The following is a 22,312-nucleotide window of genomic DNA, read 5'->3' on the forward strand; positions in this document are numbered from 1 at the left end:
CCCGCGGCTGAACAAGGGAGGATCCGCATGGGCGGACTGGCATCGGCGCTAGCGCCGATTGCATTCGTGAACGAAACCGTGCTGCGATTGGGCCGCGCGGTTGGCGTCGTTGCGATTGCAGTTATGGTGATCGCAATCCTGATTCAGGTGTTCTTTCGATACGTTCTGGGCAACGCCCTGCCGTGGCCGGATGAGGCTGCGCGGTTCTGCATGCTCTGGATGACGGGGCTGATGGCCCCCACCGCTTTCCGTCGCGGAGGGTTTGTCGCCATCGACATGCTCGCACGTTTCCTGCCGCGTGCGCTTGGCCTTTCGCTCAATCTGTTCCTGCTGCTGATCTCGCTGGCCGTCCTGCTGGTTGCAGTCAATATTGGCTGGTCCGAGGTCACAGGTTTTGGCGGCAAGTTTGCCACCGCGGCCCTGTATCTGCCCACGTCTTTTGGATTCGATGAATGGTACCGCATCCCGCGCAGTTGGATGATGGCTTCGCTGCTGGTGGGGATCATCCTGCTGATCTCGGTGAATATCGAACTGATCTTGCGAACCATAGTGACCATGCTGGGCGGAGCGCATCTTCTGCCCGAAATTCCCGAAGCTGCGGTGGGGGCTGAATAGATGCTGATTTGGTTCCTGCCTACATTCCTTGTCTTTCTGCTGATCGGCCTGCCGGTCTTTTTCGCGCTACTGGCTGCACCCGGTATCTTGCTGTGGCTGAGTGGCCAAACCAACGACATCACGCTGCTCTATCGCAATGTCTATAACGGCATGGACAGCTTCCCGCTGATGGCCATTCCGTTTTTCATGCTTGCCGGAGAGCTGATGAATCGCGGCGGTATCACCATCCGCCTCGTCGAGTTCAGCCAGGCCCTGATGGGCCACCTGCGGGGCGGCCTTGCGCATGTGAATGTGCTTAGCTCGATCCTGTTCGCGGGTCTGTCCGGCTCTGCCGTCGCCGACACATCGGCGCTTGGATCTATGCTGATCCCGGCGATGGAGAAGCAGGGCTATACCCGCAAATTCGCCGCAGCGATCACGGCGGCCAGTTCAGTGATCGGGCCGATCATCCCACCCTCGGGCATCATGATCATCTATGCCTATGTCATGGGCGAAAGCGTGGCGGCCCTGTTCCTAGCAGGTATCGTGCCCGGTGTGATGGTTGGCGTTGGCCTGATGCTTATGATCAAGGTCATGGCCGATCGTTATGACTTCCCTGTCGCGAGCCGTAAATACACTTGGCCCGAACGCCGTCAGGCCAGCCTTAAGGCCTTCTTTCCGCTGATGACACCAGTGATCATTCTGGGTGGTATTCTAGGCGGTATTTTCACCCCCACCGAGGCCGCCGCGGTGGCCGTGGGATACGCTTTCATCATCGGTTTCTTTGTTTTGCGCACCCTTACTTTGAAGGAAGTTCCCGAAATACTTAGCAACGCGGGAATGACCTCGGCGGTCGTCTTGCTGTTGGTGGGCGCGGCAATGGCGTTTAAGACGGTGGTCAGCCTCAGCCATGCGCCGGAACAGTTGGCTTCGCTAATCCTCAGCCTATCGGAAAACCCGCTGATCCTGCTGTTCCTGATCAACCTGCTTTTGTTCATCGTGGGTATGTTTCTGGACGCAGGCCCGGCGATCATCATCCTTGGCCCGATCCTTGGTCCGATCTTCACCAGCCTCGGTGTGGATCCGATCCATTTCGCCATCATCATGAGCGTCAACCTGACCGTTGGTCTGGCCACACCGCCAATGGGCCTGGTTCTGTTCGTAGCCGCCGCAGTGTCGCGGGAGCGGGTAGAAACCATCGCCAAAGCCATCCTGCCGTTTCTGGCAGTCGAAATCATTGTGATCTTCCTGATCACATACATCCCCGCACTATCTATGACGATCCCGAGGATAACGGGATTTGCAAACTGAGTTTCACAGGGAGGAAACGCATGCTCAGAAGATTTATCAAAACCGCAGCGGTGGCCACATCGTTGGTGGCTGCATCCGCGATTGCCGCGACAGCCGCCGACTACACGCTACGCGCCACAGCAAACTCGAATGAAAACGACGAAGACTATGACGGTCTGGTCGTTTTCAAAAACTATGTCGAGGCTGCCTCGAACGGTGCGATCGAAGTGGAGCTCTTCATTGGAACGCAGCTCTGCTCAAATGGCGCAGAGTGCCTTCAGGGCGTAGCTGACGGCACAATCGACATCTATATCTCAACGTCAGGCGGGGCTTCGGGGATCTTCCCATATGTGCAGGTTCTGGACCTGCCATACTTGATGGCTGATGACCGCATTGCCGAGCACGTGTTGTCAGGCGATTTCACCCGCAAGATGCGCGACATGGCGCTAGAAGATTCCGGTGGCGCGATCCGCTTGATGACCATTGGCAACACCGGTGGCTGGCGCAACTTCGCCAATACGCAGCGTCGTGTTGCCGAGCCTGGCGATATGGAAGGTCTGAAAATCCGCACAGTCGTGGCCGACCTGCCACAAGAACTGGTTAAGGCTCTTGGTGCCTCGCCGACCCCAATCCCGTGGCCGGAACTGTTCACCAGCTTCCAGACCGGTGTGGTTGAAGGATCCAAAAACGGCATCACCGACATCATGGGCATGAAATTCCCAGATGCGGGTCTGCAATACGTCACGCTTGATGGTCACGCTTACATGGGTGCGCTGTGGTGGATGAACAACGCCAAATTCCAGGAAATGCCCGAGGACATGCGTCGCGTTGTCGTGGATGGTTTCTATGCGCTGCAGCAGGCCACCTTTGCCTCGCCCAAGCGCAAATCGATCCAAGCATACGAAGATTTTGTTGCTGGCGGAGGTGATCTCTACGTACCTACACCCGAGCAGAAAGCCGCGTTCAAAGAGGCTGCAACCCCTGTCTATGCGTGGTTCCAGTCAAACGTGGCACGCGGGGACGAAGTGTTCACTGCGCTGACCGAGGCCGTTGCTGCGGCCGAGGCGGACGTAAACGCCTCGCGTGATGCGGATCTGAACTAAATTGTTGGGTCGGGCCTTTGGGCCCGGCCCTCACCGAAACGGGTACATCCACCCTTTGTAGTCGTTGACCAGAACATGCGCCCTTTCGATCTGCTCCGGCGACATCTTCTTGACCACTTCCTCAAGGCTGATCGCCGCATCGGGGTCGCCGCCAATCGCGCTGAGCGTGTACCACATGTAGGCTCGCACCAGATCAGGCGCAGGCATGCCCAGACCCAGCTCATAATACCAGCCGATGCCGGATTGTGCCCCCGGATGCCCCTTCATCGAGGCGCGCAGATACCATTCGAACGCGCGCTCATAGTCTTGCTCGACCCCAAGACCCAGCCCGTACATCACACCGATCAACTCTTCGGCTTCGGCATTGCCGGATCGCGCCGCTGGCAACAGTTCTTCGCGCGCGGCCTTAAACTCCCCGGCTTCCATCAAATCACGCGCCTGTTCCAACTCGGCCAGCGCCGGAGTCGCAAGCAGATAAAGGGCAAATACAAACTGACGCATGGGGTTGCTTTCCTCTTGGCCGGGGCCGCGGCGGCTCAGGATTTGCCGCGCCCGCTGACGGATTCTGATTTCATTCCCTTTGATATGGAACAGGCCGCTATCGGTCATCAACTGTTTTACGATCCTATCCTGTCGGGTAACCAAAACATTGCTTGCGCTCATTGCCATCACCCGGATTTTGGCACCTCGGACGGGCTGTCTCTGGGCATCGGCGAAGGCGGGCAAGGGCTAGGCCCGGACCGCACGCCCGGCATCGGGGCGGATAAGATCCGCAAGCGAATTCCGCGGAACTCGCCGGGCTTGTGGAATCTGGGGGCCAAGGAGATCCATACGGTCTTTCACGACGGCCGCCTGAGTATCTCGGACGTTTACGGCAACGGCTTCAATTCACCTGCACAGGAGTGGCTGCCGGAAGGATTGAACTCCCTATTGGCCGCACAAGCATTGTTCCCGCTGACCTCGCAGTTCGAGATGGCTGGCAATGTCGCCGAAAATCAGGTGACGGGCGCGGTGCATGACCGCATCGACAAAGGTTGGCCGATCCTCGCGAAGCGCGTCCGCACCGACCCTCTCTATGGCCCAGCCATGGTCAGTGCGTTTGATGAAATCGACACGACCGAAGACATCACGATTACCCAGATCGCCAACGCGCTGGCCGCGTTTATGGCGCTGGAGTGGCGCAGCACAGACAGTCCGTTTGATCAATTCCTGGCCGGCGATCGGTTGGCCCTGACGCCACAACAAAAAGAAGGGATGTCTCTGTTCTTTGGCGACGCGGGCTGTTCTTCCTGCCACTCTGGCCCATTACTTTCGGATCAAAGTTTCCATGCATTGGGGTTGCCTCCCTTTGGTCCGGGGAAAACCCGTCTGTGGGATCCTTATGCGCGCGACGTGGGCCGTGTGGGTGAAAGCAATCGCCTGGAAGACGCCTATCGGTTCCGCACGCCAATGCTGCGGAACGTCGCCAAAACGGCGCCCTATGGTCACAACGGTGCGTTTCCCGATCTTGAAGGTATTGTGCGCCATCACCTGAACCCGCAGGAAAGCCTTGCGACATGGACCTCAGATATGGCTGCCCTTCCCGAAGTGCCGTGGCTGGAACGTGTCGACTTCATCGTCTGGGAAGACAGTTTGGAGATGGCTCGCCAGCGCCGCAAAATCGATATTACCCCGCAAAATCTGACGGATGATCAGATCGCCGACCTAGTTGCCTTTCTTCATGCTCTGACGGGAACGACGCTTGCTGCGCCGCTCTTTGGTGTGCCCGAGGGCTTTGAACCCTAGAAGAGCTTGGCCATGTCATTGGACATTTGCTTGAAATCTCATAATGCTCCGGTCAAATCCACCGCCGAGAGATTCAATGCATTGCCACTACAATCCAAATGATCAGTTACAGAATTGCGATATTGCAGATCTGACGCGGCGCTTCACAATACAGGATGCAGCTGCCTTGGATGCGACTCTGCAACGGGAACGTATATTGGGTAGATTCTGATGGACCATATCATTACTCTGAATTCGGGTTCGTCTTCGCTCAAGTTTGGGTTGTTCACAACCACCGGAGAAGATCCGGTGCTGATCTGCTCGGGTGAAGTTGAGAGTATTGGCAGTGCGGCGGCACAGATCAGCGCAAAGACCACGGATCGCCGGGTACTTGTCGATACCACTTCCGAGGCTCTTCACGATCAGGCCAGCGCACTGGATTACATTCTGGATTTTCTAGAGCGAGAATTCCCGGCTGCACGTGTGGCAGCCGTTGGGCACCGCATTGTGCACGGCGGGCCGGACAATGATCGACCGATATTGCTGACCCCCGATAGTTTGCAGGTGCTTGAAAAGCTCGAGCCTTTTGCGCCGTTGCACCAGCCTTACAATCTGCATGGTGCACGCGCGGCGATGGAAAGGTTCCCAGATGCCAAGCAGGTTGCCTGTTTCGATACGGCCTTTCACCGCCATCACCCCTGGGTCAATGACACATTCGCATTGCCGACTGAGTATTACGACATGGGCGTTCGGCGTTATGGTTTTCACGGGTTGAGCTATGATTACATCTCGGACCATTTGGCCAACACCGCCCCACTAATTCACGGCGGGCGTGTGGTTGTAGCCCATCTTGGGAACGGTGCTTCGATGTGCGCCATGATCGCAGGCCGCTCGGTCGGGTCGAGCATGGGATTTTCGGCCATGGATGGTTTGCCTATGGGCACGCGCTGCGGTCAGTTGGATCCTGGGGTTGTGCTGTATCTCATGGATCAACAGGGCATGAATGCGGACGAGATATCGGATCTTCTTTATCGCAAATCCGGTTTGCTGGGACTTTCGGGTATGACCAATGACATGCGCACACTCGAGGCGTCGAATACGCCGGGTGCGCGTAATGCAATCAACTATTACACCTTCCGGATACGCCGCGAACTAGGTGCATTGGCCGCCGTGCTGGGTGGGCTGGACGCGGTCGTGTTTACCGGTGGGATCGGAGAGAACTCGACCTACATCCGTGATCGCATCTGCACTGATATGGGATGGTTGGGCATCGAGCTGGACCATGATGCAAACGCTGATAACAGGCGGGTTATTTCCACCGATTTGTCGCGCGTGAAATTGATGGTCATTCCGACAAATGAGGAATTGGTAATAGCGCGGGCGTCGGCTGCGCAGATCGGCTGAATCTTCCCTTTCGAAGCGCGCTGGTTTGAAATTTTTTTCTGGGATCAGACAAAAATGTTTCGACACTACGGGAATCCCCCAATTTCGCGATTCCCATGGATGCGTTAACTTTTGATTAACTACCGGGCCAGTGTGCCCAACCACTTTCACTAATTTCCCCCGATGAGGGGCTGGCTTCCTACCCCCTTGGCCGGCCCCTCTACTTTTTTGGGGACTAGGCTCACACCGTATTGTTTTGAAGGATTTGCCGAACGAGTGCAGGCAGCTTGGCGCTGTCTTGATAGCTGAGCGTGTGCGGCAGGTCCGAAATAGGTGATTTGCGATAGCCGTGTTCAAATAGCAAAAACGGTACCCCTGCACGCTGGGCTGTTTCGGCATCAACCTCGCTGTCTCCGACAAAAATGTGCGGGCCGGCAGCCTGCAGCGCCTCAAAGCTGGCGTGCAGATGCGCTGGGTCGGGCTTGCGAATATCCAAGGTGTCGCCGCCAAACACCGTGTCGAAATAATACTGCAGCTTCAATTCGCTCAATACATGCCTGGCCGGCGCTTCGGGTTTGTTGGTACAGACCCCAAGAGCACAACCCATTTCACGCAGTTCTTCCAATGCCTCAAAGACTCCGGGGTAAACGACGGTCTGGTCGCACGCGCCCGCATTGTAGTGCTTTAAGGTAAGCTGCGTCAGTTCCGCGTGCCGATCCGGCTCTATCCCGCAATGGGTCATTACACGCTCGACCAATTTAGGCAGACCGTTTCCGACGAATCTACGGATTGTGTCATTAGGCAAGGCCGGATGCCTTTGATCATCAAGCATTCGATTTGCTGCAGTAGCGATGTCGGCAAGGCTGTCTACCAAGGTGCCGTCCAGGTCAAATACAACGACTGCCGTCATCTGCGAATCCACCTTTAACTATTGATGATTAGTGCCTAGGTCGCAATTCGTGACGACGCAATGGAGAGCCGAATAATTGGCTTCAAAACTGTGGCTTGACAAACCTTACTATTTTTATCAGATTAATCTTACGAGCAGATAGCCAACCCTATTCAGGGTCAGCCAGATCAAGCGAAACAAACCGACAGGCCACGTGCCAAAGACGCTCTGGAGATGCCCCGATGAACATGCAAACCCCCTCCTCGACGCAAAGTTATGCTGTTTCAATGCTGCCGGCTCATAAAGCAGAAGACCTGACAAACGGTGGCAATCTGGCCCATATCGAGCTGGGCGATCAGCTTTATACACTGCGCATCACCCGCGCGGGCAAACTGATCCTGACCAAATGAGTGCACCTTCTTCGCGCGGCGGGGCGGCCGTCGGCCGCCTGTCAGACTTGAGCCCCATTGAGGCCGGTGCAGTCATGTATCTGCGTCTCTGGGGTGATGGTGATAAAGGCCGCGCCAACGCTGCTAGTGATTTCGACATCGCGCTGGGCGCAGATCAGGGCCATGCCACGATGCTGACTTTGGATCGGCTGTGTTCACTGTGTACGCATCATGGTCGCCGCCCGCTGGTGCGCCATGGCTTGGGATGCGCCTGTCTGGGGGCTGATGAGAACTGCTTTGCCCAGATGATCGGCGCCGCGTCCGAGGGCGCGCGCGAGGACGCGATGATGATGGCCTCGCTGATTGTGCGACCTGATTTTGCCCCAGCATTGGCCTCATTGTCCGAGGAACTGGGGCTGGCTCTACGCCGGATGATTTTAGCGGCACCTTTGCCGACGACAGGGCACCAACCCCCAAATGCGGTGCTCCACTGATCGGTGGTAGCAAAACCCCGGCCATTTTGCCGGGGTTTTGTTTTACTCAGCAACAGCTACAGCCTGCATGGTGATGGTCGTGATCGCATTCGAGGGCGGGGCTATAGTCCCCAACCTCCGCAAGTACTTCCCGCAACGCCCAAAGGATCATGTCCACATCTTCCGCTTCGATGGTTAGCGGCGGCCGTATTTTCAGGATATTGTCCTTCGGCCCCTCGCTGCCAATCAGGATGCGGTGATCGCGCATCCGGTTTTTAACGTAGCTACAGATCTCGCCACTTTCCGAGCCATCCGGGTCGATAAGTTCAACGCCCAGAAAAAGGCCCATACCGCGCACATCGCCAACGCAGGAAAAGTCTGCTTCAATCTGCCTGAGGCCGTCCATCAGGCGAGCCCCCATGACGCGGGCATTTTCTTGCAATCCTTCGTCGTCGACAATGTCCAGCACCTCTTTCCCGATCCTGCAGGACAGGGTTGAGCCGCCAAAAGTAGAAAAGAACTCGATCCCGTTGTCGAAGCTTTGGGCGATCTCTTTGGTGGTGACCAGCACGCCCAGGGGGTGGCCGTTGCCGATGGGTTTTCCCATGACCACGATGTCAGGCAGCGCGCCCTGATGTTCAAAGCCGAAGTAATGTTCACCCAATCGCCCAAGACCAGTCTGAACCTCATCTGCGATACAGACCCCGCCGGCAGTGCGGATTTTCTCGTAGACAGCAGGCAGATAGCCCTTTGGTGGGATGATCTGCCCGCCGACCGACGGGAAGGTTTCTGCGATAAAGCCCGCAAGGCCGTGGCCCTTCGCCTGTAATGCCTCAATCGCCGGATCAACCAGATCCGCGAACCTCCGGGCACGGTCGGGATCGTCACGGCGGAACGAACCGCGATAGTCATCTGCGACCTCAACCAGTTCCACCCAATCGGCTTGCCCAACCCCTCGGGGTTTGTTGAACTTGTAGGCCGAGATCGCCACCGCTGCGTTTGTGTTTCCGTGATAGCCGTGATCCGGCGTCACGATACCCTTCGCCCCGGTATGCGCGCGTGCCAGCCGCAAGGCCAGTTCGTTGGCTTCGGTCCCCGAGTTGACAAAGAAACAGACCTCAAGGTGATCTGGCAGTTTCGACAAAATCTTGTCAGCAAATGCGGTCTGCGCAGGATGCAGATAGCGGGTGTTGGAGTTCATCCTCTTCAGCTGATCCGCCGCGACCGCTTGAATGCGCGGATGTGCATGGCCCACATGTGGCACGTTATTGTACGCGTCCAGATAAGGCCGCCCCCATTCGTCGAACAGGTGATGCTTCCAACCGCGCACCAGCATGACCGGGTCATCATAGGTAAGGCTGAGGTTGCCGCCGAAGTGATCGTGTCTGTCTTGCAGGATAGCTTGCTTGTCGGTTGGGCGATATAAAACCTTCTCATCCAGCAGGTTCAACAAAGCCGCCGGGTTGGGGCACACCGCGTTCCACAGTTCCATCTCATCCGGGTCGGCAACTCCGGGCCAGTCGGCCTGCATCCCGTCGGTCGTCAGTGCTAGTTGGAAATGCACATGCGGGGCCCAGCCTCCATTCTGGCTGGCATTGCCCAGCCGGGCAAAAGCCGCACCCTGAGCCACCGGATCACCGGGTTTCAAACGCTCGCTTACTTCGGGGTCCAGATGGCCGTAGAGCGTATAGAACGTGTCCCCCTCGGGTGTTTCGTGATGCAGGATCACCACCCCACCGTAATCGAGATGAGCGTCCCGGTTCTCAACCACCTCGACCCGACCACTCAGCGGCGCATGAAGCACCGTTCCGGCTGGAGCAAACACATCCACCGCCAGATGCACGGTGCGCCGATCCGAGGCCTTCCACGGACCCTTGCGGAACCCTGGCTCCGCATAGATTAAGCGGGGTTCATTATAATAGCCAAGCCAGAGGCCCTCTCCGAATTCCTCTCCGACTCGTGCCGCCTCAGCAAGCGGCATGTGGAATGGATTTTGTGGCCATGTCGAATTTTCCACAGACAACGAGCCCATCGGCGCATCGCATAAATCCTGCCCGAACATTTGCGCGAAATGCCCGCGATGACTGGATAGGTAGGTGTGGACACGCTCGGCTCCGTCAACTACCGGCAGGCCACAAGCGGCGCGCAGGCGGGCAGGCATGAGCGCGCCATTGATCTTCGCGTCTTCCAGGAATCGCCACGCCGGAGCCTGGCTGATTGTCACATAAGGGTCGTCCGGGTTCTCGGCCGCCATCAGAGTAGAGTTCACCACCGACACTGCCAGCCGCATCTGCAGAAGGGGCCAGATCAGGTCGATCTCATCAGGTCGCAAACGGTTGGCGGCGTGATAGCCACGCACCAAAGCGGCCAATGCGCGTTCGGGTTTTGGGTGGTCCAGAACGACATAGGCCCCGGCAATGGCCAGTTCGCATACACGCGGTGCTGCGCACATATCACCAAGGTCGATCAGGCCCGAGACGCTTCGACGTTCGCTCAACTCGCCTTCAACAAGGATATTGTAGTCATTGGCATCATTGTGGATCGCCTGTTTAGGTAAGCCGTTCAGCTGATCACCGATGGCATCAAATTCTAGGGCTATCTGTCGCAGTCGCGCGCGCCGTGCCGGATCAGAAATTGCCCCCAGTTGATCAACAATCCAACCAGCTTGGGTCAGGTCCCATTTGAAATCTGCACGACTTAAGCCCTTGTGCTTGAACGCCTCCAGCGCCCGGTCTGTTGCGCCCAGAACACGCCCCAGCTTGAGGATCAGGTCCTCGTTTTTTGGCACACTGCGGGCAAAGCACTGCCCTGGCAGTCGTTCAAGCAGCCAGACCAGCCGCGGCTGCCCGTCCGCGTCAGCAATTTCAGGCAACATGGTTCCGTTCAAATCAGAAACAACGTCAGGAAACGGCAAGCCAGGAGCCTCGGTATCGAGATGCTTTAGTGTTTTGATTTGCAAATCCACCAGATCAGCGTCGCAGCCGGCCCGCATTACTTTGAGCACATAGTCCTGCCCATTCGTGGCCTCGACTAGAAAGTTGAGGTCATATTCCCCATCCAACCGCGTTAGACGGGCTTCCAGCCCCCAGTTGTGACGCAGCTTTCCAGCCCAATATGCATTTAGATCGCCCATGCATTACCCCATGCCATTCCCAACTTGATCCCCTTCATCTGGCCAAAAATACTCTCGGGGGGATCGCGCCCCGGCTCGATGGGGGCAGATAGCCCCCCTGCCGTCAGCTCAAAGCACGCAGGCGTTTGAACAGCGAGGACGTATCCCACCGGCCGCCACCCAGTTTCTGCACATCCTTGTAGAATTGATCGACTAGCGCGGTAACGGGCAGCGATGCGCCGGTCTCATTTGCTGTATTCAGGCAGATCCCCAAATCCTTGCGCATCCAATCCACGGCGAAGCCATGTTCGAAGTGGTCATCCAACATGGTCTCGTACCGGTTTGCCATTTGCCAACTGCCCGCAGCGCCCTGGCTGATTACCTCGACGACAGCACGGCCATCTAGACCGGCCTTCTCAGCAAAATGCAGCGCTTCGCTGAGGCCTTGCACCAGCCCGGCAATGGCGATCTGATTGCACATCTTCGTCATCTGGCCTGCACCGTTGTCGCCAATGCGGCGGCAGATCTTGGAATAGACCTGCATCACCGGTTCAGCTGCGTCATAGGCCTCCTGATCGCCACCACACATGATCGACAATACACCATTCTCTGCCCCGGCCTGACCGCCCGAGATCGGGGCATCCACAAAAGCGATCCCATCAGCTTTGCCAGCCTCGTACAACTCGCGCGTCACTTTGGCGGATACCGTAGTGTGGTCCACAAAGATTGAACCTTTGGCCATTCCGTGAAAGGCCCCATCCTCACCTGTGCACACCATGCGCAGATCGTCGTCGTTGCCGACACAGGCCATCACGAATTCTGCCCCTGCTGCGGCTTCACGCGGGGTGAGCGCCATGGTTCCGCCATGCTGGGCAACCCAGGCTTCTGCTTTGGATGCGGTGCGGTTATAGACTGTGACGTCGTGACCGGCGGCCTGAAGGTGCCCGGCCATCGGGTAGCCCATGACGCCCAGACCAAGGAAAGCGATTTTTGCCATGTGATGATCCTCTTTGTAATCCGTCCCAGGCCTCGACAGCACAACAGGGCGAGATGTTCAGCAGAGACAAATCAAAGGTTGGGCTAAAGGGCAACCCTGCGTCACAGTTTGCCGCCCAAGTCTTTCAGAATCGGGCAATCAGGACGGTCGTCCCCGGCACACGCGTCGACGAGATGGCTAAGCGTTTCGCGCATACCTCTGAGATCGGCAATTTTGGCGTCAATCTGCGCCAGATGATCCCGCGCAACGCGTTTTACGTCAGAGCTGGCCCGGGTCTCATCCTCGTAGAGGGCCAGCAATGTGCGGCAGTCTTCGATAGTGAACCCGAGCGTTCGGGCGCGACCCAGGAAATTCAGTTTGTGAATGTCCTTATCGCGGAACCGACGATACCCATTGTTGTCGCGCAGCGGTTTGATCAGGTTGATATCTTCATAATAGCGGATGGTTTTGACGGGCAGGCCCGTATGGGTCGAGACCTCTCCGATGTTCATGCTACAGCCTCCCGCCGAAGTGAATTGTCGCTGGCCCCCGGTATGCTGGTCCGGATGCGCCGCAGCCGCAGAGCATTGGACACGACAAAGACGCTGGAAAAGGCCATGGCCCCGGCGGCTAGAGCGGGTGACAGTAGATAACCGCCTAACGGATATAGCGCTCCGGCTGCGACCGGGATTAGCAGCGTGTTGTATCCGAAAGCCCAACCGAGATTCTGGCGAATATTGCGCATCGTGCGTTGACTGATTTCGACCGCGTTTGCGACACCGCGCAGATCGCCCGACATCAGCACGACATCCGCGGTTTCGATTGCCACGTCAGTGCCGGTTCCGATTGCCACACCTATATCAGCCCTTGCCAGAGCAGGCGCGTCGTTGATGCCATCACCAACAAAGGCAAGCGTTCCAAACCTGGTTTGCAACTTTTCGATTGCGTCAACCTTCCCCTCCGGCAGCACCTCGGCGGTGACGTGGTCAATGCCCAGCTTATCGGCCAGCGCCTGTGCGGTTTGCGCGTTATCGCCGGTGACCATGGCGAGGGTCACACCCATCTCATGCAGTCGGGTCAGTGCCTCGGGCGTGCCCGGTTTGATTGGGTCTGAAACTGTCAGCGCAGCAGCGGCTTGTCCGTCAATTGCAACATAGATCGGTGTAGCCCCTTGGGCTGCACGTATCTGCGCATCAGGCCGCAGGCTACCAAGGTCGATGCCGGTCTGTACCATAAGGCGGTCAGACCCAATCAATACAGAATGCCCCTCGACCTGCGCGCGCAAGCCCAACCCTGTCAGGGAGCTGAATTCCTTCACGTCAGGCAAAATGTCAGGACCTGCGCGAGTGATTGCGGTAGCTATAGGGTGTTCCGATCGCGCCTCAGCCGCCGCGGCCAGGCGCAGGACTTCGGCGCAGTCAAAGCCGTTTGTTGTCGCAACCTCTTCCAGTTCGGGCCGACCCAGAGTCAGCGTGCCTGTTTTATCCAGGGCGATGACTTTGGCTTGTTGTAACTGCTGCAATGCATCGCCCTTGCGGAACAACACGCCCAATTCAGCTGCACGCCCGGTACCCACCATGATCGAGGTCGGCGTAGCCAGACCCATCGCACAAGGGCAGGCGATGATCAGCACCGAAACCCCGGCCACCAGTGCCAGCGGTAAAGCAGGGGCGGGCCCAAAAATCAGCCACGCAGCAACCGTCAATAAGGCCACGCCTATCACCGCAGGTACAAAATAGTATGTGATTCGATCCACCAACGTTTGAATGGGCAGCTTTGCCCCCTGTGCCTGTTCGACGAGTCTGACAACCTGCGCCAGCACGGTATCCGAACCTACATGCGTGGCCCGAATGCGAAGGGCACCTGTTCCATTCACCGTTCCTCCGACCACCGGATCGTTCTTGGCTTTGCCGATGGGTATGGGCTCACCGGTAATCATGCTCTCATCGACATACGAGGTTCCGTCCAAAACGTTCCCGTCCACGGGAACGCGCTCACCCGGGCGGATTTGAATGATGTCACCCACAATGATCTCAGCGATAGGCTGGTCTTGGGTTGTTCCATCCCTCTCGACCCGTGCTGTTTTAGGTTGGAGTCCGGCCAGTTTGCGAATTGCTGCACCTGTTCGCCCTTTTGCGCGGGCCTCCATCAGACGGCCCAGCAGGATCAGTACAACGATGACTGCCGCAGCCTCGAAATAAACGTTAGCTGTGCCTTGCGGCAGAACCTGCGGTGCAAATGTCGCGAGGACCGAGTACAGATATGCCGCGCCTGTCCCCAAAGCGACCAGCGCGTTCATATCGGGGGCACCCCTCAGCAGTGATGGGATACCTTTGGCGTAGAACACTCGGCCAGGACCAACAAGCAGCGCTGAAGCTAGCGCAAACTGGATCAGATAGCTTGCTTGAAGGCCGATAGTAGAATGAACCCAATGGTGAAATGCAGGGATCATATGCCCGCCCATTTCCAAAACAAAAACCGGCAAGGCCAACATGGCCGCAAACACCGTCGCGCGCCGCAGTCCTGCAAATTCATCTATTTTGCAATTATGATCGGCTCCGTCCTCGGCCTCCGGGCGCGCCGGATACCCCGCTTCGGTCAAAGTCTTCGCAAGCATTGCCGCTTCGGTTACACCCTCGGCATAGGTCACCGTGGCGCTTTTCGTGGCAAGATTGACTGCCACATCTGACACACCCGGGCTTGCCTGCAAAATACGCTCGATCCGGTTCACGCACGAGGCGCAGGTCATGCCATCGACGTCTAGACGTATCTGTCTTGTCGCCGCGGGAAAGCCCGCTGTGTTGAGCGCGTCTAGAATCTCGTCGAATGAGGCCTCATAGGTGATATCGGCCGTCTTGGTCGCGAAGTTGACTTCGGCGGAGCACACCCCGGGTGTCGCACGCAATGCGCCCTCGACCCGGCCAACGCACGAGGCGCATCCCATGCCCGTAATCCTGATCTGTGTATGCAGTAACTCGGCCATTCGTGGCGTCCTGGTAATGTACTTTGGCCTCGATATAGAGGCTCCAGTCACTGGAGGGTCAAGACACTGTTCTCAACTGCGCGCCACCGTCGCACCTGGATTGAAGTTGATCTACGCGCCGGAATCCTTGAGCTCGGCCAACTCGCGTTGCAGCCGCTGATTTTCTGTATGTAGATCAGCCAGTTGCTTACCCAGTGTGTTTAGGTGGGGCCGTAGCTCGGTCTCGGTGAAGCGGGGCGTGATATGGCGCGGGCAGTTAAAATCGAGCGCCTCAACTTTGATGATGGCAGCACGCTCTGCCTCGGTCTCCGAGCCATCGACGTAGAGATTGGTTGCGGCCTCTACACCCTCGGAAAATGTCATCCGCCCTAGCATCTTGAGGCGATGCTGGTTCGCGTAATCCATCAGAATCAACGCCACGCGGTCATTTCCATCAAGATTTCCGCGCGAGATGTACTGCTTGTTTCCCGACAGGTCAGCGTAACCGATAGTTTGCGGGTCCAGCACTTTCAGGAACCCGACCGGTCCACCCCGAAACTGAACATAGGGCCACCCTGTTTCTGATACAGTGGCTTGATAAAATCCGTCGCGTGCGTAAATGAATGCCTCTTCTGCCGGTCCGATTTGATGGCCTTGCCGCGGCCCGGGTTCGAGGAATTTTGAGTAGGTTTTGGCTGATCCCATCCGTTCTTGATGGGCGCGCACTGCGGGCGTGAAGGTCAGTTCAGAAAAGGCGCGGGGCATTTTTGCTGTCTCCTGAGTCTTTCGCGGATTGTCTTCAATATGGATGACAATTGCGTGGGCTGTCAGATGTGGGAACGCAGAAGTGAACAGGGCCGGAAACTGGACCAAAGACGTTGCGTAGCAACGCTTTTCGACGCCACGTCACATGGATTGGAAGGAATCGCACACGCAGGTAGCCTTGGGTCAAACACCTGATCTGGAGAGCTTATTGATGTCGCTTTTTACCAGCACCGCCGCCTGGGTTACTGACGAACACCGGATGTTTGCCGAGATGGCCGGCCGTTTCATGGACGATGCTTTGGTTCCCAACACAGAGAAATGGGCCGAAAACGGCGTTGTCGATCGGGACTTTTGGCTGCAGGCGGGTCAGACGGGTCTGATGGCTGGTTCGATTGCCGAGGAATATGGCGGTGTTGGCGGTGGAATGGGCTTCGATTCTGTCACCTTGTACGAACAGACCGCACGCGGTGATGCTGGATGGGGATATGGCATTCAGTCCATTGTGACCCATTACATCACCACCTATGGCAGTGAGGATCAGAAACACAAATGGCTGCCAAAGCTTGCCTCGGGCGAGATGATCGGAGCGCTTGCCATGACCGAGCCGAGTACTGGATCGGATGTGCAGGCAGTGAAGACTACGGCTGAGAAGGATGGCAATTCGTATCGGCTTAATGGCTCTAAGATATTTATCACCAACGGGCAATCGGCTGATCTGGTCATCGTGGCGGCGAAGACCGACAAGTCCCTTGGGGCAAAGGGTGTCTCGCTGATCGCTGTCGAAACCGAAGGAACCGAGGGATTCCGCCGGGGACGGAACCTCGAAAAGCTTGGGATGAAGGGCAATGACACGGCAGAGTTGTTCTTTGAGGATGTCAAAGTTCCAATGACTAATCTGCTGGGCCCAGAGGAGGGGCAAGGGTTCTATCAGCTAATGAAACAGCTGCCGTGGGAAAGGCTGACCATCGGGATCATGGCGCTGGGCGCGATCGACTTTGCAATATCTGAGACTGTGAAATATGTGCAGGAACGCAAAGCCTTTGGCCAGCGGGTGATGGATTTCCAGAATACCCGTTTCAAGCTGGCCGAGTGTAAGACCAAGGCCGAAGTCCTGCGCAGTTTCGTCAATGACTGCATCGGCAAGCTAGAGGCCGGTGAACTGGACGCAGCGACAGCCTCGATGGTGAAATACTGGGGTTCAGAGGTGCAGAACGAAATCATGCATGAATGCCTGCAACTGTTCGGCGGCTATGGCTTCATGATGGAGTATCCGATTGCGCGGCTCTACGCGGATGCGCGGGTGCAAATGATCTACGGTGGCACTAACGAAGTGATGAAAGAGCTTATCGCCCGTTCGCTGGACGCCTAATACGAGGCACTCCCGCCGTCGTCGACATTCCATGTAGAACGTCTCCTCCCGTTGGGTCAGGCAGGTTTGTGGCACTCGTTACCATTGAAGCACTGCATTCTGCCTGCCATTGTGATCGAGGGATATTCTGTCCGAGAGGAACCTCGACATGGTTGCGTCTAACAAGGATCGCATATGCGCCCTGCTCAAGAGTATTGAGACGGGCGATCCGGGCCCGATTTCAGTGGTGAACGAAGCGCGGTATATCCAGCATAATCCACAAACTCATGAAGGCAGTGAGGGCTTGGCGGCGTTGTTCAAGCGGCTGTCTGATACTTCACCACGCGTTAACATTGTGCGCGCGTTTGAAGATGGAGACTTTGTCTTTGCGCATACCGAATATGATTTCTCGCGCCGAAACATTGGATTTGAAGTATTCCGCTTTGAAGACGGGCAAGCGGTCGAGCATTGGGACAATATTCAGAAACGATTGGGCCCAAATGACTCGGGGCGCAGTATGGTGGATGGCCCCACAGAAAGCCGGGACATCGAGAATACAGAAAAGAACCGGACGCTTGTCCGTTCTTTCGTCGAAAATGCCCTGATCGCAGGAGATCCAGATCAGATAGAAGCTTTTGTTAACACCACTGCCTTTGCGGAACACAGCCCGGGTTTCTCAGACGAGTTAACAGCGTTGCGCGCCGCATTGTCCGACATAGAGGCCATAAACTATCAGCATCTTCACCGGGTTCTGGCGGAAGGCGATTTTGTTTTGACCGTTTGTGAGGGCGAGCGAGCAGGCAAGCATAGCTCTTTCTATGATCTGTTCCGCGTATCTGATGGCAAGATCACTGAACATTGGGATACGGTTGAGACCATTGCACCGCGCAGCGAATGGAAGAATGACAACGGCAAATTCTAAGAGAGTTCTAAAGGCTGGTATCAGGCTCCAATTGTTCACTGATCCAGCCTTGGAAAGATCGCAGCGGCTCGGGGGTAGACCGGTCATTCGGCCATACGAGATAATAGCTGCCAAGACTCACATACGGACCGTCCCACGCCTTAACAAGTCTCCCTGAGCGCAGATCATCCTGAACCAGATATGAAGGCACCAAAGCTACGCCCAATCCATGGATCGTGGCTTGGATCATGGTCGAGAACTGATCGAACATCATACCCCGCAGGCCGGTGACTGATTGGCCCTGCATCTCGAACCAGCGCTCCCAGGCATCTGGTCGGGAATCCAGGTGCAACAGCGGCGCGGCGCAGAGGGTATCCAAGGTGTCGAAATTGACGTTGGTAAGTGCAGGGGCACAAACGGGCAGGACCTCTTCCCTCATGATCGGCAGATACTGAACACCCGCCCAATCTTGTTGACCAAAATGGATCGCTGCATCAAATGGTTCAGAGGCAAAATCAAATGGCTTGAGGCGGGTCCCCAGATTGACTGTGACCTCAGGATGGCGGCGGGCAAAATCCTGCAGGCGCGGTGCAAGCCAGTGCATCCCGAACGCGGGAAGGATCGACAGGTCAAGCGACCCGCCAGCCGGGTTGGCTTTGAGCTTCAATGCCGCACGCGCCAGTTCCTGCACTGCAGACCTTGCGGTCTGGACATAATCTTTGGCGGCGGGCGTGAGGTGCAGCCGCATTTGGCTGCGCTCGATCAGTTGCACGCCCAACTGGTCCTCCATTGTCTTCAGTTGGCGACTGATTGCGCTTTGGGTCAGGGACAGTTCAGCTGCCGCAGCCGAAGCGCTGCCCAACCTGTCAACAGCCTCGAGCGCGAGCAGAGATGAGATGGAGGGAAGAAACCGCCTGGGCGTAATCATATGACTTATCCTCATACCTTCTGAACGCAATAACACTGGTTTTTTCCAACCACCAGAGCGATGAAAGCTGGAACGCATCGCCAATTGTGATCTTGAAACGCGCGCCCGGGCGCGGGAAAATCGAGAGGCTGGGCGAACCAGCGCCGAGATCGGTCAAAGCCGATGATACAGACCAAACAAAAGCGAGAACCATGGACCGCGCCCAGATCGTACATGAGAATTTTCTGACCCGCGTTGCAGATCGCGATTTTCCCGACGGTGTGCCGCCGTGCTCCGGGTTGAGCGATGCAGATGCGGTTTCGCTGTTCCGGTCACAGGTTCTGAGCCGTGCATTGGACAGGACCAGCCGAGCGATGCAAAAGGCTGGGCAGGGGTTCTATACGATTGGCTCGTCCGGGCATGAGGGGATGGCAGCCGTTGCGCATGCCCTGCGCCCGACCGATATTGCGTTCCTCCATTATCGGGACGCGGCCTTCCAGATCGCGCGGGCGGAACAGGTACCGGGTCAACAGATCACATGGGACATGCTGCTCAGCTTTGCGTGCTCAAGTGATGACCCGATCTCGGGCGGACGGCATAAGGTTCTGGGGTCAAAAGCACTGATGACCCCGCCACAAACCTCGACCATCGCCAGCCATTTACCCAAAGCTGTCGGTGCGGCTTACGCGCTGGGGGCTGCGCGCCGAAACACGCCTGAACATCGCGTGCTGCCGGAAGACGGAATTGCAATGTGTTCTTTTGGGGATGCTTCAGCCAATCACTCGACGGCTCAGGGGGCGATCAACACTGCAGGGTGGACAAGCGTGCAGTCGACGCCGCTGCCCTTGCTGTTCGTGTGCGAAGACAACGGAATCGGGATTTCCGTCAAAACGCCCAAAGGCTGGATTCAGGCGTCGATGGAGCACCGTCCGGGGATCAGGTATTTTCAGGCAAACGGGTTGGATATCTATGAAACTCACACTGTCGCAAAAAAGGCTGCCGACTATGTCCGCAGGCGTCGAAAACCAGCTTTCCTGCATTTGAAAACAGTGCGCCTGTATGGCCACGCTGGTGCGGATGTGCCGACAACTTATCTGCCAAAGTCTGAAGTTGAAGCAGATGAGGCAAACGATCCGTTGTTGCACACCGTACGGCTGCTGGATCAGGCAGGTGCGTTGTCGCCGGACCAGGCGCTGAGTATTTACCGCGACACTTGCGCAAGAACCGACCGCGTGTCGACCGAGGCTGCCAGTCGTCCTCATCTGGCGAATGCGGCCGGGGTTATGGCAAGCCTGATCCCGCCCAAACGTCCCTGCAAGCCGACAAATGGCCCGAGTGCCAAAGCGCGGACTGAAACTTTTGGCGGCGATACGCGTGCGATGGATGAGCCCCAGCCGATGAGTCGGCTGATCAACTGGGCGCTGACCGATCTGATGCTGGCGCATGATGAGATCGTGTGTATGGGCGAAGATGTAGGACGCAAAGGTGGCGTTTATGGCGTAACACAGAAGCTACAGCAGCGTTTTGGCCCGGACCGGGTGATTGATACACTTCTGGACGAGCAATCTATTTTGGGGCTCGCTATCGGCATGGGTCATAACGGCTTCGTGCCGATCCCCGAAGTCCAGTTTCTGGCCTATCTGCACAATGCCGAGGATCAGATCAGGGGGGAGGCAGCAACTTTGCCGTTCTTCTCGAATGGACAATTCACTAATCCGATGGTCCTGCGGATCGCTGGTCTGGGGTATCAGAAGGGATTCGGCGGGCATTTTCACAACGACAATTCTCTGGCCGTTTTGCGGGACATACCGGGGGTGATCATCGCCTGCCCCTCTACTGGTACGGATGCGGCAAAAATGCTGCGCGAGTGCGTGCGGTTGGCGCGAGAGGAGCAACGGGTTGTGGTGTTTCTTGAACCGATCGCGCTCTATCCCATGCGCGATCTGCACGGGGCGCAGGATGGAGGGTGGATGACCACATATCCGTCACCGGATCAAAAGATCGCGCTGGGCGAGGTTGGCGTACATGGTGACGGCACAGATTTGGCGATCGTGACCTACGGCAATGGGCACTATCTTTCGAGACAGGCTTTGCCCGAGCTTGAGGCGGCAGGGTTGAAAACCCGGATCATTGATATGCGCTGGCTTGCTCCACTACCCACTGACGCCCTGCGCGAGGCCACCAACTCATGCGCACATGTATTGATCATTGATGAATGCCGCCGCACCGGCAGCCAGTCTGAGGCGTTGATGACTTTCTTCGCGGAAAACAGCCCCGCAATACCAACTGCTCGTGTTGTGGCCGAGGATTGCTTTATCGCGACCGGACCGGCCTATGCTGCTCCACTCCCTTCGAGGGACGGCATTGTTGACGCTGCTTTTGCGCTGACCGGAGGAAAATCATGACCCGCACTGCTGTTGTGATCTGTCCTGGTCGGGGTACTTATAACAAGCCTGAATTGGGCTACCTGCATCAACATCATGCGGGTCGGATGAGCCAATTTCACAGTTTCGATGAGATCCGTGCTGAAGCGGGTCAGGAGACGGTTACGGCGCTGGATGGTGCTGGCCGTTTCAGCGTTGGTAAATATTCGCGTGGCGATGTGGCCTCACCCTTGATCTATGCGGCGTCATTGGCGGATACGCAGGCACTTACCAAGGATATTGAGGTAGTCGCCGTCACCGGCAATTCGATGGGATGGTACATCGCGCTGGCCGTCGCTGGTGCATTGACCCCAGAGAACGGCTTTCGTGTGGTCAATACGATGGGTGCGCTGATGCAAAAGCAACTGATCGGTGGCCAATTGGTGTACCCGTTCGTCGACGAAGAATGGTCGAATGATGTTGCACGCAAATCAGCGTTGTTAGACGCGGTTGCACGGATCAACACATTGAAAGACCATACTCTGGCGCTTTCAATTGATCTGGGCGGGATGCTGGTACTTGCAGGGAATGAGGCAGGGCTAAATGCATTTGAAACCGCCAATCCCGTTGTGCAGGATAGGTTTCCTTTGCGACTGGCGAACCACGCTGCCTTCCACACCGCGCTACAGGCACCAGTGGCGACCGAAGGTCGGGCGCTACTGTGCGCTGATCTGTTTGGCCAACCCGTGTACCCGATGATCGACGGCCGTGGCAAAATCTGGTGGCCAGGAGCGACAGATGCCGGGGCACTGTGGGAGTATACACTTGGCCATCAGGTGACCGAGACCTATGATTTCACCCATGCCATCCAGACGGCCGCGCGCGAGTTTGCTCCGGACCTCTTTATTGTGACAGGCCCCGGTGCAACGCTAGGCGGTGCCGTCGCGCAATCTCTGACTTTGGGGAACTGGCGCGGTATGACGGACAAGATGTCGTTCCAGTCGCTGCAGGAAACTGACCCGTTTCTGATTGCCATGGGGCGGGCCGATCAACGCGCCCTTGCAACTGGCTAGATCCGGCCTGATGATCGATG

Annotated in this window: 19 protein-coding genes; 11 read left to right on the forward strand and 8 right to left on the reverse strand. The window is 57.0% G+C overall.

What is annotated here, in order from left to right; genetic code table 11:
- Positions 1-27: 27 nt before the first annotated feature.
- From ACR0IU_RS10860 to ACR0IU_RS10870, 3 genes are read left to right on the forward strand one after another with little or no spacing between them, the layout of a single operon-like run.
- Entirely contained in the window at positions 28-615 is a 588-nt protein-coding gene (locus ACR0IU_RS10860) for a TRAP transporter small permease (protein ID WP_480716242.1), read from the forward strand.
- Entirely contained in the window at positions 616-1,905 is a 1,290-nt protein-coding gene (locus tag ACR0IU_RS10865) for a TRAP transporter large permease (RefSeq protein WP_170476074.1), read from the forward strand.
- A 20-nt stretch (positions 1,906-1,925) separates the two neighbouring features.
- Complete coding sequence (locus ACR0IU_RS10870; RefSeq protein WP_480716243.1) at positions 1,926-2,987, forward strand: TRAP transporter substrate-binding protein; 1,062 nt, start codon at positions 1,926-1,928, stop codon at positions 2,985-2,987.
- A gap of 30 nt (positions 2,988-3,017) precedes the next feature.
- On the opposite strand, the gene ACR0IU_RS10875 is transcribed toward ACR0IU_RS10870, so the two are convergent.
- Entirely contained in the window at positions 3,018-3,488 is a 471-nt protein-coding gene (locus tag ACR0IU_RS10875; RefSeq protein WP_170476070.1) for a tetratricopeptide repeat protein, read from the reverse strand.
- Positions 3,489-3,503: 15 nt separating this feature from the next.
- On the opposite strand from ACR0IU_RS10875, the gene ACR0IU_RS10880 reads away from it, so the two are divergent.
- Entirely contained in the window at positions 3,504-4,772 is a 1,269-nt protein-coding gene (locus ACR0IU_RS10880; protein ID WP_480716244.1) for a cytochrome-c peroxidase, read from the forward strand.
- A gap of 210 nt (positions 4,773-4,982) precedes the next feature.
- Positions 4,983-6,155, forward strand: a complete 1,173-nt coding sequence (locus ACR0IU_RS10885; RefSeq protein ID WP_480716245.1) for an acetate/propionate family kinase — start codon at positions 4,983-4,985, stop codon at positions 6,153-6,155.
- Positions 6,156-6,375: 220 nt separating this feature from the next.
- Here ACR0IU_RS10885 and gph read toward each other — a convergent pair whose 3' ends face one another.
- Positions 6,376-7,044 carry a phosphoglycolate phosphatase gene (gph, locus tag ACR0IU_RS10890; RefSeq protein ID WP_480716246.1) on the reverse strand — a complete coding sequence of 223 codons (669 nt, stop codon included), beginning with the start codon at positions 7,042-7,044 and terminating at the stop codon, positions 6,376-6,378.
- 221 nt (positions 7,045-7,265) lie between these two features.
- Between gph and hemP the strand changes: the two genes are divergently transcribed.
- Both hemP and ACR0IU_RS10900 read left to right on the forward strand, forming a co-directional pair.
- The gene (gene hemP / locus ACR0IU_RS10895; RefSeq protein ID WP_010441016.1) at positions 7,266-7,433 is read left to right on the forward strand and encodes a hemin uptake protein HemP; all 168 of its coding nucleotides are present in this window, start codon (positions 7,266-7,268) and stop codon (positions 7,431-7,433) included.
- Positions 7,430-7,906, forward strand: coding sequence for a hypothetical protein (locus ACR0IU_RS10900; RefSeq protein WP_480716247.1), 477 nt, complete (start codon positions 7,430-7,432; stop codon positions 7,904-7,906). The genes hemP and ACR0IU_RS10900 overlap by 4 nt, the downstream gene beginning before the upstream one ends.
- A gap of 46 nt (positions 7,907-7,952) precedes the next feature.
- Here the strand turns inward: ACR0IU_RS10900 and ACR0IU_RS10905 are convergent, their stop codons facing one another.
- The 5 genes from ACR0IU_RS10905 to ACR0IU_RS10925 all read right to left on the reverse strand — a co-directional run bounded on the left by ACR0IU_RS10905 (position 7,953) and on the right by ACR0IU_RS10925 (position 15,700).
- Positions 7,953-11,018: an aminotransferase class III-fold pyridoxal phosphate-dependent enzyme gene (locus ACR0IU_RS10905; RefSeq protein ID WP_480716248.1), complete on the reverse strand. Its 3,066-nt coding sequence runs from the start codon at positions 11,016-11,018 to the stop codon at positions 7,953-7,955.
- A 103-nt stretch (positions 11,019-11,121) separates the two neighbouring features.
- Complete coding sequence (locus tag ACR0IU_RS10910; RefSeq protein WP_170771418.1) at positions 11,122-11,994, reverse strand: NAD(P)-dependent oxidoreductase; 873 nt, start codon at positions 11,992-11,994, stop codon at positions 11,122-11,124.
- A gap of 101 nt (positions 11,995-12,095) precedes the next feature.
- Positions 12,096-12,485 carry a Cu(I)-responsive transcriptional regulator gene (cueR, locus tag ACR0IU_RS10915; RefSeq protein ID WP_480716249.1) on the reverse strand — a complete coding sequence of 130 codons (390 nt, stop codon included), beginning with the start codon at positions 12,483-12,485 and terminating at the stop codon, positions 12,096-12,098.
- Positions 12,482-14,956 (reverse strand): heavy metal translocating P-type ATPase, encoded by a 2,475-nt coding sequence (locus ACR0IU_RS10920; RefSeq protein WP_480716250.1) that lies wholly within the window; start codon positions 14,954-14,956, stop codon positions 12,482-12,484. The genes cueR and ACR0IU_RS10920 overlap by 4 nt, the downstream gene beginning before the upstream one ends.
- A 111-nt stretch (positions 14,957-15,067) precedes the next feature.
- Positions 15,068-15,700, reverse strand: a complete 633-nt coding sequence (locus ACR0IU_RS10925) for a pyridoxamine 5'-phosphate oxidase family protein (protein WP_480716251.1) — start codon at positions 15,698-15,700, stop codon at positions 15,068-15,070.
- Positions 15,701-15,911: 211 nt separating this feature from the next.
- Here ACR0IU_RS10925 and ACR0IU_RS10930 point away from each other — a divergent pair, with 211 nt between their 5' ends.
- Both ACR0IU_RS10930 and ACR0IU_RS10935 read left to right on the forward strand, forming a co-directional pair.
- A complete protein-coding gene (locus ACR0IU_RS10930; protein WP_480716252.1) occupies positions 15,912-17,069 on the forward strand; it encodes an acyl-CoA dehydrogenase family protein in 1,158 nt (385 codons plus the stop codon).
- 148 nt (positions 17,070-17,217) lie between these two features.
- Positions 17,218-17,970, forward strand: coding sequence for a nuclear transport factor 2 family protein (locus ACR0IU_RS10935; RefSeq protein WP_480716253.1), 753 nt, complete (start codon positions 17,218-17,220; stop codon positions 17,968-17,970).
- 7 nt (positions 17,971-17,977) lie between these two features.
- On the opposite strand, the gene ACR0IU_RS10940 is transcribed toward ACR0IU_RS10935, so the two are convergent.
- The gene (locus tag ACR0IU_RS10940) at positions 17,978-18,877 is read right to left on the reverse strand and encodes a LysR substrate-binding domain-containing protein (protein WP_480716254.1); all 900 of its coding nucleotides are present in this window, start codon (positions 18,875-18,877) and stop codon (positions 17,978-17,980) included.
- A 191-nt stretch (positions 18,878-19,068) separates the two neighbouring features.
- On the opposite strand from ACR0IU_RS10940, the gene ACR0IU_RS10945 reads away from it, so the two are divergent.
- Both ACR0IU_RS10945 and ACR0IU_RS10950 read left to right on the forward strand, forming a co-directional pair.
- On the forward strand, positions 19,069-21,261 hold the full coding sequence (locus ACR0IU_RS10945; RefSeq protein ID WP_480716255.1) for a dehydrogenase E1 component subunit alpha/beta: 2,193 nt from the start codon (positions 19,069-19,071) through the stop codon (positions 21,259-21,261).
- Positions 21,258-22,292, forward strand: coding sequence for an ACP S-malonyltransferase (locus tag ACR0IU_RS10950; protein WP_480716256.1), 1,035 nt, complete (start codon positions 21,258-21,260; stop codon positions 22,290-22,292). The genes ACR0IU_RS10945 and ACR0IU_RS10950 overlap by 4 nt, the downstream gene beginning before the upstream one ends.
- The last annotated feature ends 20 nt before the right edge of the window (positions 22,293-22,312 follow it).

It is taken from the genome of Ruegeria sp. CL5 (genome assembly GCF_056536485.1).